The sequence below is a fragment of the Streptomyces sp. NPDC007808 genome (genome assembly GCF_042868655.1).
GTDB lineage: Bacteria > Actinomycetota > Actinomycetes > Streptomycetales > Streptomycetaceae > Streptomyces.
Map to the genome: position 1 here is coordinate 578,004 of NZ_JBIAEQ010000002.1, position 13,973 is coordinate 591,976.

A 13,973-nucleotide genomic window follows, 5' to 3' on the forward strand; every position below is an offset into this window, starting at 1 on the left:
TGCGCTCGGCGATGGTGCCCGCACCCGGACCCGGGGTCGGGTCAGCCCTGCCCCCACCCCTCCGCATCCGCCTCACAGCCCGGCCCTCGCGTTCCCTCCGAACCCTCACACCGCGCCCCGGGCCCCGCTGAGGGCAGCGTTCCTCGCGGGAAACAGACGTGATGCGGTCGGGAAACACCCGCGCCGCACGCTCGATGCCATGACCTCGAATACGCGTGTGGTGGTGATCGGCGCCGGGCTCGCGGGCGTGCGGCTCGCCCGGCGGCTCGGCGAGTTCGGCACGCCCGTGACCCTCGTCGGCGACGAGGAGCACCGCCCGTACAACCGGGTGCTGCTCGCCGAGGTGCTGGCCGGCCGCTACAGCCCCGACGTGATCGCCCTTCCGGCGCCCGCGGGGCTGACGCGCGGCCGGGTCACCGGGATCGACCGGGAGGCGCGCGCCGTGCACCTCGCGGACGGCTCGCGGATCGCATACGACACGCTCGTGCTCGCCACCGGCTCCAACCCCGTACTTCCGCCGCTGCGCGGCCTGTTCACCCCCGACCATGTGCTGCCGGAAGGCGTGCACGCCTTCCGCACGATGGACGACTGCCTGGGCCTGTCCAAGGCGGTACGACCGGGTGCGCGGGCCGTCGTCATCGGTGGCGGGCTCCTCGGGGTCTCCGCGGCCCGTGCGCTCGCGCTACGCGGCGCGCAGGTCGTGCTCGCCCAGCAGTCCGAGCGGCTGATGGAGCGTCAGCTCGACCCGGCCGCCTCGAAGCTGGTCCGGCGGCACCTCACCGACCTCGGCGTGGAGGTCCACACCGACCTGCGGGTGCGGGACGTGCGCTGCGTCGGCGGCGCGGTCCGCTCGGTGGAGATGGCGGACGGATACGCGCTCGACGCCGACCTCGTGGTCCTGGCCTGCGGGGTCCACCCTCGCGTGGGTCTGGCGCAGGCCGCCGGACTGGACGTGCGCAAGGGAGTCGTCGTCGACGACGAACTGCGCACCTCCGATCCGCACATCCGGGCCGTCGGCGACTGCGCGCAGCACGACGGAACGGTCTACGGGCTGGCCGCGCCCGCGCTGGAACAGGCGGACGTGCTCGCCGAGTTGCTGGCGGGGGACACGGGCGCCCGCTACACCGGCACCCGGGCGCTGACCCGGCTGACGCTGGCCGGTGAGGGCTTCTTCGACCTCGCCGCGTTCGGCGAGACGGAGGCCCTTCCCGGCGACGACGTCGTGCAGCTCGCCGACGCCACCCGCGGTACCTACCGCAAGGTCGTCGTGCGTGACGACCGCCTGGTCGGCGGGGTCCTCGTCGGCGAACTGGGCACCGTCGGCGCGCTCGCCCGCGCCTGGGAGGGAGCAGAGCCGCTCCCGTCCGACGGCGGCCCTCTGCTCCACCTGCTCACCAACGATGGAGGCTCCTGATGACGGCCACCCAGGGGGCGACCCCCACGATCGTGCTCGTCGGCCATGGCATGGTCGGCCAGCGCTTCCTCGAAGCGCTCGCCGAGCGCGGCCTGACCGCCACGCACCGCGTGGTCGTACTGTGCGAAGAACCGCGTCCGGCGTACGACCGCGTGGCGCTCACCTCGTACTTCTCGGGCAAGACACCCGACGACCTGTCCATGACGGACATGGAGTTCATCAAGGACCACGGCATCGAGCTGTACGTCGGCGACCCGGCGATCGCCGTGGACCGTGAGGCCCGGAAGGTCACCGCCCGGTCCGGTGCGGTCTTCGGGTACGACGTCCTCGTCATGGCCACCGGCTCCTACCCCTTCGTACCGCCGGTGCCGAACAAGGACGCCGCGGGCTGCTTCGTCTACCGCACGATCGAGGACCTGCTCGCGATCGAGGAGTACGCGAAGACGAAGGCCACCACGGGTGCCGTGGTCGGCGGTGGCCTGCTGGGCCTGGAGGCGGCCGGTGCGCTGAAGGGTCTCGGCATCGAGGCGCACATCGTGGAGTTCGCGCCCCGTCTGATGCCGGTGCAGGTCGACGAGGGTGGCGGCGCCGCGCTGCTGCGCACGATCGAGGACATGGGCCTGAGCGTGCACACCGGCGTGGGTACGCAGGAGATCGTCGTCGACGAGTCCGGTGCCGTGACCGGCATGAAGCTCTCCGACGGCTCCGAACTGGCCACCGACATGGTGGTCTTCTCCGCCGGTGTCCGCCCCCGCGACCAGCTGGCCCGCGACTGCGGCCTCACGGTCGGCGAGCGCGGCGGCATCGCGGTCGACGAGCAGTGCCGTACGGTCGCCGACCCGCACGTCTTCGCGATCGGCGAGTGCGCGCTGGCCGCCGACGGCCGGGTGTACGGCCTGGTCGCCCCCGGCTACGAGCAGGCGGAGACGGCCGCGGCCACGATCGCCGCGGACGAGTCCGAGCAGCTGTCGTTCACCGGCGCCGACCTGTCCACCAAGCTGAAGCTGCTCGGCGTGGACGTGGCGTCCTTCGGCGACGCGCACGGCACCGCCGAGGACTGCCTGGACGTCGTCTACTCCGACTCCCGCGCGGGCCTGTACAAGAAGCTGGTCATCGGCCGCGACGGCACGCTGCTCGGCGGCATCCTGGTCGGCGACGCGGAGGCGTACGGCACGCTGAAGGCGTTCACCGGCTCGGTCCCGCCGGTCTCGCCCGAGTCGCTGGTGCTGCCGGCCGGTGCCGGGGCCCCCGCGCAGCTCGGCCCGTCGGCCCTGCCCGACGACGCCGTCGTCTGCTCCTGCCACAACGTCACCAAGGGCACGATCCGCGGCGCGGTCACCGACCACCAGTGCACGACCGTGCCCGAGGTGAAGAAGTGCACCAAGGCCGGCACCGGCTGCGGCTCCTGCGTGAAGGTCCTCGGCCAACTGGTCACCGCCGAGCTGGAGGCGTCCGGCGTCGAGGTCGACAAGGGCCTGTGCGGCTGCTTCTCGCAGACCCGTGAGGAGTTGTACGAGATCGTCCTCGCCCTGCGCATCAACACCTACCAGGACCTGCTGGACCGCTACGGCCGCGACGGCGCCAAGGGCGGCGACGGCTGCGAGATCTGCAAGCCGGCCGTCGGCTCGATCATCGCCTCCCTCGCCCCGACGATCGGCGCGAGCGGCTACGTCCTGGACGGTGAGCAGGCGGCCCTGCAGGACAGCAACGACCACTTCCTCGCCAACATCCAGAAGAACGGCTCGTACTCGATCGTGCCGCGCGTCCCCGGCGGTGAGATCACCCCGGAGAAGCTGATCGTGATCGGCGAGGTCGCCCGCGACTTCGGTCTCTACACGAAGATCACCGGCGGCCAGCGGATCGACCTGTTCGGCGCGCGCGTCGAGCAACTCCCGCTGATCTGGGCCAGGTTGGTGGACGCCGGCTTCGAGTCCGGGCACGCGTACGGCAAGGCGCTGCGTACGGTGAAGTCCTGTGTCGGGCAGACCTGGTGCCGCTACGGCGTCCAGGACTCCGTACGGATGGCGATCGACCTGGAGCTGCGCTACCGGGGACTCAGGTCCCCGCACAAGCTGAAGTCGGCGGTCTCGGGCTGCCAGCGCGAGTGCGCGGAGGCCCAGTCGAAGGACTTCGGCGTGATCGCCACCGCCAACGGCTGGAACCTGTACGTCGGTGGCAACGGCGGCGCCACCCCGCGCCACGCGGACCTGCTGGCGCAGGACCTGTCCGACGCCGAGCTGATCCGCCTGATCGACCGGTTCCTGATGTTCTACATCCGCACCGCGGACCGCCTGGAGCGCACGAGCGTGTGGCTGGAGCGGATCCCCGGCGGCCTGGACCATGTGCGCGAGGTGGTCGTGGAGGACTCCCTCGGTATCTGCGAGGAGCTGGAGTCGCTGATGGCGGCGCACGTCGCGAACTACCGCGACGAGTGGGCGGAGACCATCAACGACCCCGAGAAGCTCGCCCGCTTCGTCTCCTTCGTCAACGCCCCCGACACCCCCGACCCGGTCGTCGGCTTCGTGCCCGAGCGCGACCAGATCAAGCCCGACCTGCCGCTGCTGACCATCGGCCACCGTCCCCTGGAAGGAAGCGCCCAGCGATGACCCTGGCACCCGAGACAACCGACCTGAAGGTCCAAGTACAGCTGGGCGCGGACTGGTTGACGGTCTGCGAGCTGCCCCGGCTGCTCCCCGGCCGCGGTGTGGCGGCCCTGCTGCCGAACGGCGAGCAGGTGGCCCTGTTCCGCGACCGCGCCGGACAGCTGTACGCCATCGACAACCGCGACCCGTTCAGCGGGGCGGCGGTCCTCTCCCGCGGCCTGACCGGCACCCACCAGGGCCGTCCGTTCGTGGCCTCGCCCCTGCTGAAGCAGCGGTTCGACCTGGAGTCCGGGCAGTGCCTGGACGACGAGTCGGTGCGGGTCGCGACGTACGAGGTACGGACGTCGTAGAGCCGAACCATCCTGACCTATCTTGACCGATCATTCTGATTGAACCTAGGCTGGCCCGTATGGCCAGGACCAAGGAGTTCGACCCCGAGGCCGCGCTCCAGGCAGCCCTTGAGCTGTTCTGGCGGCGCGGCTACGAGGCGACGTCGATGGCGGACCTCGTGGAACACCTCGGCATCGGACGCGCGAGCCTCTACGCGACCTTCGGCAGCAAGCACGAGCTGTACCTGAAGGCACTGGAGCGCTACGACCGCGCCGGGCTCCCGCCGATCGTGCGGGAGCTGTCCCAGCCGGGGCCCGCCCTGCCGGCCGTACGATCCGTCGTCAGGCGGTACGCCACCGAGGCCGCCGACGACCGACTGCGCCGGAACGGCTGCCTGGTCACCAACACGGCGGCGGAACTCGCGCCGCACGATCCGGCCGCTGCGCGGCAGGTGGAGCGCAACTGGGACCAGTTGGAGACGGTGCTGCACTCGACCCTTCTCCGCGCCCAGGCCCAGGGGGAACTGCCCGCCGACCGCGACCCGCTCACCCTCGCGCGCATGCTGCTGGTCCTGCTGCAGGGCCTGAGGGTCGTGGGCAAGGCGTCACCGGACCCGGCGCGGGTGCGGGACGCGGCGGAACAGGCGCTGGCACTGCTCGACTGAGACGCCCTTCGTTCCGAGGGGCTTTTTTCATGCCTTCATACTGAACCAATCGGTCAAGAAAAAGGGGAGATCATGACCACCACCGCCACCCGTGCCCGCTTCACCGACAGGACCGCCCTCGTCACCGGCGCCGGCTCGGGCATCGGCCGGACCGTCGCGCTCGCGTTCGCCGCCGAGGGCGCGAACGTCGTCGTGACCGGCCGCAGGCGGGACCCGCTGGAGGATACGGTGACGCTGATCGAGGAGGCGGGCGGGAAGGCGCTGGCGGTGGCGGTGGCGGCGGACGTGTCCGTGGCGGCCGACGTCCAGGCGGCCGTGGACGCGACGGTGGACCGCTTCGGCCGCCTGGACGTGGCGGTGAACAACGCGGGCGTCTTCCGCGGCGGCGCTCCGCTGGCCGACCTCCCCGAGGAGGACTGGCACACCCAGCTCGCCACCAACGTCACGGGCGTGTTCCTCGCCCTCCAGGCCGAGATCCGGCAGATGCGCTCCCAGTCGACGGGCGGCGCGATCGTCAACATCGCCTCCACCTTCGGCGTCCACGTCCGCCACCCCGGCGCCGCCGCCTACGCCGCCACCAAGGCCGCCGTCTCCGTCCTGACCAAGGGCGCCGCCCTCGACCACATCCGCGACGGCATCCGCATCAACGCCGTCAGCCCCGGCGCCGTGGACACCCCCATGTCCCTGAACCCCGGCGAGACGGAGGCCGACCGGGCCGAGCGCGCCCGTGCCGCGCTCCCCCTCGGCCGTGTCGCGACCACACGGGAGGTGGCGGCCGCGGTCCTCTACCTGGCCTCCGACGACGCGGCGTCGGTGGTCGGCGCGGACCTGGTGGTGGACAGCGGGGCAACGGCCTGAGCGAGCACAGGCCCTGCGGGCGCTGACACGCCGTGGCCGCACCGGGCCGCTGTCGGCCCCGATGCGGCCACGGCCGCACGTCCGCTCCGGCCCGGGTGCCGTGTGTTCCAGCCGGACACGACGGGCCCCTGCCGGCGCGGACGGACGGGGATCGGTCCACGACGCGGACGGACGGGGATCGGCCCACGACGCGGACGGACCGGGATCGGCCTACGACGCGGACGGACCGGGATCGGTGCACGACGCGGCCGCATCGGGATCGGCCCACGACGCGGACGCATCGGGATCGGCCTACGACCGGTAGGTGCTCGCATAGTCGTCGTGCGCTCGGCCGTAGCCGTCGGGGCCTCGGTCGTACTCCGCCGGCATCGGCCGGGTGTCCAGGTAGAACCACTCGGCATCCGGGCCGGGGACCGGCGACGGGGCGGGAGCCGGCCCCGCCTGCGGGGTACGGGCGGGGACGGCGGGTGCCTCCGTCCTCGCCGGCCCCGGCATCAGCAGCTCCACCCGCGTGCCCAGCCCGCGTTGCTGTGCCGTGAACTCCTCCACCTGGCTGCGGCAGGCGTGGTCCAGGTGGGTCACGCCGGTCAGGTCGAGGCGGATACGGGGCCTGCCCGAGGCGGCTGCGGCCTCCAGTGCCTCGATGACCTGCGGCAGCCGCAGGAAGGTCGCGTTGCCCGCCATGACGACCTTCGCGGTGTCGTCCTCGACGTGCTGGCGGATCACCGTCCGGGACATCCGCAGTGCGGCCAGCAGGATCCCGGCCGCGAGACCGATGAGGACGCCTTCGAGCAGCGCCGTCGCGACGATGACCAGCGTCGTCACCGCCATGACGGTGAACTCGCCCCGGTCCTGCCGCCACATCTTCGGGAACTCCTCCGGCGCGAACAGCTTCCAGCCGCTGTGGACGAGGACGCCCGCCAGCACCGAGATCGGGATCAGCGCCAGGACCTGCGGCAGCAGCAGCGCGAAGGCCAGCAGCCACAGGCCGTGCAGGGTACGGGAGATGCGGGTCTTCGCACCGGCCTGGACGTTGGCCGAGCTGCGGGCGACGACCGCCGTGATCGGGAGGGCGCCGAGGATGCCCGCGACCGTGTTGCCGGCGCCCTGCGCGATGAGCTCGGTGTTGTAGCGGGTGCGCGGGCCGCTGTGCATCCGGTCCACGGCGGCGGCGGTGAACAGGCTCTCCGCGGAGGCGATGACGGTGAAGGTGAGGACGGAGGTGATGACCGCGGCGTCCGCGAGTCCCGCGAACTCCTCGGCACCCGGCACCCGCACGGACGCCAGCAGATTGCCGACCTGGAGCGTCTTGACGTCCACGCCGGGCAGCGCGGCCACCAGGATGCCGACACCGACCGCGACCAGCGCGGCCGGGATCCTCTTCGCCGGACCCGGCACCTTCTTCCACAGGAAGCTCAGCACGATCGTGGCGACGCCGAGCAGGGTGGCGATCATCGCCTGCGGGTCGGTCAGGATGGCGGCGAACAGGCCCGGTATCCCGGCCATGTTCTCGATCGGGGTGCCGGGGGCCTTGGCGTCGGCCATCGGATAGGCCTGGCTGAACATCAGGGGCAGGCCGATGCCGGCGAGCATGCCCTGGACCACGGCGATGGAGATCGCCTGGAACATCCGGCCCAGGCGTACCAGGCCGAGGACGATCTGCAGGATGCCGGAGAACAGCACGATGACGCCGAGCATCGCCAGGCCGTGCTCCAGCACCGTCTCCGCGACCAGCGCGGCGAGTCCGGCGGCGGGCCCGCTCACCTGGAGCGTGCTGCCCCGCACCGCGCCGACGACCAGGCCGCCGATCACCCCGGAGATGATGCCGAGTTCGGCGGGCACTCCCGAGGCGACGGCCACGCCGATGCACAGGGGCAGGGCGACGAGGAAGACGACGAGGGAGGCGGTGATCTCGTTGGCGAGGTCGGGCCTGGCGCCCCCGGGCTTCGGCGGCCGCACGTTCCCGGCCGCCGGCGGTTGCATGCCCCCCGGCTTCGGCGGTTGCGCGCCCCCCGGCTTCGGCGGCTTCACGCCCCTGAAGTTCGGCAGTCCCCCCTTGGCGCGCGTCCGCCCGCGCGCATGCGCCCCGCTCATCCGGTATGCACCCGGAACCGGCCGTCGCCCTCCAGCTCGTGCACCTGCCCGGTGTCGACCTCGTAGTACCAGCCGTGCAGCCGCAGCCGCCCCGCGTCCAGCCGCTGCCGCACCATCGGGTAGGTCCGCAGCACGGCCAGCTGGTTGACGATGTTGCCCTGTGCCACGTCGGGCAGCGACGGGTCGTCGGAGGCGGCGTCGAGGACCTGGGCCAGGTCGGGGCGGGCCAGTTGGAGCCAGGCGTCCACACCCGGCAGTGCCGACAGGTCGTCGCCGGACTTCAGCGCCCCCATCGCGCCGCAGTGTGAGTGACCGCACACGACGATGTCCTGAACTCCGAGCACCTCCAGTGCGTACTCGATGGTGGCCGCCTCACCGGACGCGCCGGGACTGCCGTACGGTGGCACGATATTTCCCGCGTTGCGCAGCTCGAATATCTCCCCGGGTCGCGCTCCGGTAATCAGCGCGGGTATGACCCGGGAGTCCGAGCAGGTAATGAAGAGGGCCTCGGGATATTGCCCGTCTGCCAGTTTCCGGTATTCACCGCTCTCGAATTCGACCCGACGCCCGAACGTGCGCGCATGGTCCAGCAATGCCTTCAACGGAGCCTCCTCGCAGGGGAGTTCGACCAGGTCATCCACACCGTAGAGGAGGGCACACCAGACGAAGGTTAAGCGAAGGCAAGGGCCCGCACAGAGATTGGCCATTCTTTGGTGCACTGTTCTGCGCGCACCCTTTTCTTGTAGCGTGGCCACCCAGGGCAGAGAACATTAATTCGAGAGACGGGACCCATGGGCATACACGTGCTGCTCATCGAGGACGACGAAACGATCGCCGAACCGCTCATCGAGGGGCTCGGCCACTTCGGGCTGCGGGTTGACCACGTCACCACCGGAGCCGAGGGGCTGAGAAGGCCGTACGGCGATGTCGTCCTGCTCGACCTCGGGCTGCCGGACATGGACGGCATCGACGTCTGCCGCGGCATCCGACAGGTCTCGGACGTGCCGGTCATCATCCTGAGTGCGCGGGGTGAGGAGGCCGACCGGGTCCTGGGGCTGGAGCTCGGGGCGGACGACTATCTGGCGAAACCGTTCAGCGTCCGGGAGCTGGTGGCCCGCGTGCGGGCGGTGACCCGGCGGACCCAGCGCGCGGAGTCGGCGGCGGAACCGGCGGACGCCGAGCCGGTGGACGCGGAGCCCGGGCTCGGGGGCCTGCCCTCGGGGATGGACCGCGGGCGCACGGACGCGCTGGTGGAGCGGCTGCGCACGGAGGCGGTGGCGTACCGGGAACGCGCGGAGGCGGTGGTGGAGCGGCTGCACGCGGAGGCGGTGGCGGAACGCCGGCGCGCCCAGGCCGAGGCGGACCCGGCGGTACCTCCGCCGCCCTCGTCGTACGAGGCCGAGTCCCCCTCCCCGTACGACGACACCGCGTCCCTGCCGGCCGGGCCCGCCCCCGGCCCTCTGGTCGTCGACCGCCGCACCCGCCAGGTCTGGGTCGGCGAGGTGCCCGTCACACTCACGCCCAAGGAGTTCGAGCTGCTGGCGCTGCTGGCCGAGGACCCGGGCGCGGTCTACTCCCGGCAGCAGATCCTGGACCGGGTGTGGGATCCGCACTACGAGGGTCCGACCAAGACGCTGGACGTCCATGTCGCCTCGCTGCGGCGGAAGTTGGGCGACCCGGCATGGATCCGGACCCTGCGCGGGGTCGGCTTCCGGCTGGCGGTGCGGACCGAGCCGAGCGGACCGCGGGTGCCGTCGCCGTGACCCGCCGGCTGCTGCTCAGCTACCTCAGCCTCGCCGCGCTCGTGCTGCTCTGCCTGGAGATCCCGCTGGGCTTCGTCTACTCGCGCAGCGAGCGGGAGCGGGTGGTGAACGCGGCGAAGGACGAGGCGGAGTCGGTGTCCGCGTACGCCTCGCTCTCCCTCAGCGCGGGCCGGGCCGAACGGGAACTGCCGCGCCGGGTGATGCACTGCGCCGAGCGCATCGGCGGGAAGGTGGTGATCGTGGACGCCTCGGGCGCCCTGCTCGCCACCTCGCATCCGCGGGCCGCCGTGATGTCCTCCAACCTCGCTTCCCGTCCCGGCATCGCGGCCGCGCTCCGCGGCGCCCCCACGGTGGACGTCCGTACGTCGACCATCGGCGGCGTCGAGTACCTCTCGGTCGCCGCGCCGATCCAGCGCGATGCGCGGATGCAGGGTGCCGTCTGGCTGACGGTGCCGACACAGACCGTGCACGAACGCGTCCGTCACGTCTGGCTGCTGCTGGTCCTCGGCGGACTGGGGGTCCTCACGGCGGTCACCGCGGTCGGGTTCGCCATCGCCCGCTGGGCCGGTCGGCCCATCCGTGAACTGGAGTACGCCACGCACGAGTTGGCGGAGGGCGGCCGCGCCACTCCGGTGACGATGACCAAGGGGCCGCCCGAGGTGCGCCGGCTGGCCGCCGCGTTCAACCGTACGGCGGCCCGGCTCGCCCAACTCCTCGCCGCCCAGCACGCGTTCGCGGGCGAGGCCTCCCATCAGCTCAAGACGCCGCTCGCGGCGCTGCGGCTGCGGCTGGAGAACCTGGAGCCGAATGTCGCCGCCCGCGGCCGGGGCAGCCTCGCCGCCGCCGTGACCGAGACGGACCGGCTCTCGCGGATGGTGGAGGGCCTGCTGGCGATGGCCCGGCTGGAGGAGAGCGCCGCCACACCCGGTCCCGTCGACGTGGGTGCGGTCTGCGCGGAACGGCACCGCACCTGGCAGCCGCTCTTCGAACGGCAGGGCGTCTCCCTCGTGCTGTTCGCCGGCAGTGTCGGCCCGGTGCTGGCGGTGCCGGGCGCCGTCGAGCAGATCGTGGACAACCTGCTGTCCAACGCCCTGCGCGCCTCCCCGTCCGACAGCACCGTGACCATGGAGCTACGGCTCCATGTGCCGGCCCGCCGCGCCCTGCGGGACGCCCGCCCGGCCTGGGTCGACCTGCACATCACCGACGAGGGCCCCGGGATGACGGCGGAGCAGCGCAGCCGCGCCTTCGACCGCTTCTGGCGGGCGCCGGGCGCCCCCAAGGGCGGGACGGGGCTCGGCCTGTCGCTGGTCCAGCGGCTGGCGCACGCGAGCGGCGGCGAGGCGAGCCTGCACGCCGCGGCCGCGGGCGGACTCGACGTGGTGATCCGCCTGCCGTCGGCGGAGCCGCCACGCGAGGCACACGGCCCGGCGGCGGACAGGCCCGCTCAGCGCAAACGAGGGCTGCCGGCGCTGCGCGCGTGATCCGGATACGGGCGGGCGGCGCCCGTCGGCGGGCACGGGCGGCGCCCGGTCTCCGGCACGGACGATGCCCGTCGGCGGGCACGGTCAGCTCTCGGGTACGCCGTCCGCCGGTCACGCACTGGCCATGGCCCGTCCACCATGCTCCTTCAGGTTCCATGCCGCCCCATGCACACCCGTATCCACCACCCCCCACCCACGACCCCACCGTCGACCGGCGGCGGGGCGGTACGGCACCCCTTGGAGTGAGAGTGGAACGTCGTGACCTTCTGCGTGCGGCCGTCCTCGGCGGCTCGACCGCCGTGTTCGGCGGAACCCTGTGGCGCGGCGCCGCCCACGCGGCCCCCGCCCAGCCCGGCACCGGTCCCTACGGGCCGCTGGGCTCCCCCGACGCCAACGGCATCAGGCTCCCGAGCGGTTTCACCAGCCGCGTCATCGCCCGCTCCGGCCAGACGGTCGCCGGGACGTCGTACACCTGGCACAACGCCCCCGACGGCGGCGCCTGTTACACCGACGGCACCGGCTGGATCTACGTCTCCAACTCCGAGATCAACCCGGGCGGCGGGGCGAGCGCGGTGAAGTTCTCCTCGACGGGCACGATCACGGGCGCGTACCGCATCCTTTCCGCCACCCGCCAGAACTGCGCGGGCGGCAAGACACCGTGGAACACCTGGCTGTCCTGCGAGGAGGTGTCCCTCGGCTACGTCTACGAGACCGACCCGTGGGGCACGAACGCGGCGGTCCGCCGGGACGCGATGGGCCGTTTCAAGCACGAGGCGGCGGCCGCCGACCGGTGCGCCGGGTGATCTACCTGACCGAGGACGAGACCAACGGCCGCTTCTACCGCTTCGTCCCGACGACCTGGGGCGACCTGTCCTCCGGCACCCTGCAGGTCATGGTCGCGGGAAGCGGCACCTCGGGCTCCTTCACCTGGGCGAACGTCCCCGACCCGGACGGCTCCCCCACGGCCACGCGCTCGCAGGTCTCGGGGTCGAAGTCCTTCAACGGCGGTGAGGGCTGCCACTACGCCGACGACAAGGTCTGGTTCACCACCAAGGGCGACAACCGCGTCTGGCAGCTGAACCTCACGGCCGGCACCTACGAGTTGGCGTACGACGACTCCCTCGTCACCTCCGGAACGGCCCCGCTCACCGGCGTCGACAACATCACCGGCTCCTCCTCCGGTGACCTCTTCGTCGCCGAGGACGGCGGCACCATGGACATCTGCGTCATCACCCCGGACGACGTCGTCGCCCCGTTCCTGCGGATCGACGGCCAGTCGGGCTCGGAGATCACCGGCCCCGCCTTCTCCCCGGACGGGACGCGGCTGTACTTCTCCAGCCAGCGGGGCACCACGGGAAGCTCCTCGGGCGGCATCACCTACGAGGTGAAGGGACCCTTCCGCACCTAGTGGTCACGAAACAGCCACATCTCCTCCACATTCGAGCGCTGCGCATTACGGTCATCCCCTCACGCACCACCAGTGGGGGGATGACATGACCCATCCATACACCACGGCACCCGTGCCGCAGCCGCCCTTCCGACCTGCCCCCGGCTGGGCGCGCAAGCGCTATGCGCTGCCGGCGCTCGCCCTCGCTTTCTTCCTCGGCATCGGCGCGGGCGGCGCCTCGGGTGAGGGCTCGAAGAGCGGGCTTCACTCGTGCGGCGCACGCTGAGCGTCTCTCCGGCGACTGGGCCGAAGGCTCCTGAGCACAGTGGATCGCGGAAGTGGGCGACCCCGACTGGAGCGTGTCATTCGTACCGAACGCACGCGTGCCCGCGAGCCGACGCCCTGCGTCGGGACATCGACCCCCGGGAGCTGCCGACGCATCGCCATGACGATCACAGCGGCGATGGCACTCAAAGACACAGCCAACCCGCCCAGGCTGGTGATCGCAGCGGTCATCCACTGCCACAGGCCCTTCACCCAGGACCACCCGTTGAGGACAGGGAGGGGCACAACGTCCACACGCTGTGCCACGGGGGGCTTCTCGACGAGAACCGTGTTGCTTTGGCCGAAGTAGGCAGTCACAGTGAGAGCGATGCTGATTTTCCCGGGACGCTCTGCGCTCACCTCCCACACCCAGGTTGCCCCCTCTTTCCTGGACAGGACGCTCTGACGCTCGGACGACAGTTGCGTACACCGCACTCCAGCACCCGAGCAACGCAGCCTCACCCCGATCTGGGCGCCCGCAGTCACTGACCCCTGCGCCTCACCCGGCCTGACTCGACGCCAACTGCCCAGGACCTCGGCGCGGAATGCACGCGGCTCCGCATCTGCCACAAGATTCAAGGATCGAGCGTCGGTGTACACGAGTTGGCCCTCAAAGAGTTGCTGGCGAGCGCGGCCGATCGTTTCAACGTAGGTTTTCTGACTGTCTGGACCGGGGTCGCTGCCCATTACGACGCCGAAAGCCATCAAGGCAACGCTGATCAGGAACACGATCGTTTTCCACGGGAAGCATCCCGCTCCGGCAGGGCCACCCGCCCCGGTCCCCACCATCACGCCCTGCGCTCCCCGCAGATCGAGGGTGATGGGACGGTGAGTCGGACTGTGCTTCGCGTCGGATGAATCGGCCATGGCACCCCCGGGGATGTGGAAACGCCAACACGCCTGGCCGTCTCCTACTCCATAGTCCCCCAACTGCTGCACCAGCCGCCGCGGTTCGGGCCGATCGATTACAACGCCTCCCCTGCACACTCGGTGAATGGCGTGTCGTGATCAATAGCGACGCTCCAGGGACGGGGCCCGAGCCGATGCATGATGGC

General features: G+C 71.6%; 10 protein-coding genes and 1 pseudogene. 9 read left to right on the forward strand and 2 right to left on the reverse strand.

Annotated elements, in window-relative coordinates:
* Positions 1–199: 199 nt before the first annotated feature.
* The 5 genes from ACFYNL_RS08870 to ACFYNL_RS08890 all read left to right on the forward strand — a co-directional run bounded on the left by ACFYNL_RS08870 (position 200) and on the right by ACFYNL_RS08890 (position 5,869).
* A complete protein-coding gene (locus ACFYNL_RS08870) occupies positions 200–1,414 on the forward strand; it encodes an NAD(P)/FAD-dependent oxidoreductase (RefSeq protein ID WP_388798878.1) in 1,215 nt (404 codons plus the stop codon).
* Positions 1,414–4,020, forward strand: coding sequence for a nitrite reductase large subunit NirB (gene nirB / locus ACFYNL_RS08875; RefSeq protein ID WP_388798881.1), 2,607 nt, complete (start codon positions 1,414–1,416; stop codon positions 4,018–4,020). Before ACFYNL_RS08870 ends, nirB begins: the two co-directional genes overlap by 1 nt.
* Positions 4,017–4,367, forward strand: coding sequence for a nitrite reductase small subunit NirD (gene nirD / locus ACFYNL_RS08880; protein WP_388798884.1), 351 nt, complete (start codon positions 4,017–4,019; stop codon positions 4,365–4,367). Before nirB ends, nirD begins: the two co-directional genes overlap by 4 nt.
* A 59-nt stretch (positions 4,368–4,426) precedes the next feature.
* A complete protein-coding gene (locus ACFYNL_RS08885; RefSeq protein ID WP_388798887.1) occupies positions 4,427–5,011 on the forward strand; it encodes a TetR/AcrR family transcriptional regulator in 585 nt (194 codons plus the stop codon).
* 72 nt (positions 5,012–5,083) lie between these two features.
* The gene (locus ACFYNL_RS08890) at positions 5,084–5,869 is read left to right on the forward strand and encodes an SDR family NAD(P)-dependent oxidoreductase (RefSeq protein ID WP_388798890.1); all 786 of its coding nucleotides are present in this window, start codon (positions 5,084–5,086) and stop codon (positions 5,867–5,869) included.
* A 291-nt stretch (positions 5,870–6,160) separates the two neighbouring features.
* Here the strand turns inward: ACFYNL_RS08890 and ACFYNL_RS08895 are convergent, their stop codons facing one another.
* Both ACFYNL_RS08895 and ACFYNL_RS08900 read right to left on the reverse strand, forming a co-directional pair.
* Complete coding sequence (locus ACFYNL_RS08895; RefSeq protein WP_388798893.1) at positions 6,161–7,852, reverse strand: SulP family inorganic anion transporter; 1,692 nt, start codon at positions 7,850–7,852, stop codon at positions 6,161–6,163.
* 107 nt (positions 7,853–7,959) lie between these two features.
* Positions 7,960–8,565 (reverse strand): carbonic anhydrase, encoded by a 606-nt coding sequence (locus tag ACFYNL_RS08900; RefSeq protein ID WP_388798896.1) that lies wholly within the window; start codon positions 8,563–8,565, stop codon positions 7,960–7,962.
* A gap of 189 nt (positions 8,566–8,754) precedes the next feature.
* Between ACFYNL_RS08900 and ACFYNL_RS08905 the strand changes: the two genes are divergently transcribed.
* The 4 genes and pseudogenes from ACFYNL_RS08905 (at position 8,755) to ACFYNL_RS08920 (ending at position 12,880) form a co-directional block, all read left to right on the forward strand.
* On the forward strand, positions 8,755–9,726 hold the full coding sequence (locus ACFYNL_RS08905) for a winged helix-turn-helix domain-containing protein (RefSeq protein WP_388798899.1): 972 nt from the start codon (positions 8,755–8,757) through the stop codon (positions 9,724–9,726).
* Positions 9,723–11,207 (forward strand): ATP-binding protein, encoded by a 1,485-nt coding sequence (locus ACFYNL_RS08910; RefSeq protein ID WP_388798902.1) that lies wholly within the window; start codon positions 9,723–9,725, stop codon positions 11,205–11,207. Before ACFYNL_RS08905 ends, ACFYNL_RS08910 begins: the two co-directional genes overlap by 4 nt.
* 248 nt (positions 11,208–11,455) lie before the next feature.
* A pseudogene (locus tag ACFYNL_RS08915) lies at positions 11,456–12,615 on the forward strand (alkaline phosphatase PhoX).
* Between the two features lie 85 nt (positions 12,616–12,700).
* Positions 12,701–12,880 (forward strand): hypothetical protein, encoded by a 180-nt coding sequence (locus tag ACFYNL_RS08920; protein ID WP_388798904.1) that lies wholly within the window; start codon positions 12,701–12,703, stop codon positions 12,878–12,880.
* Positions 12,881–13,973: the final 1,093 nt, after the last annotated feature.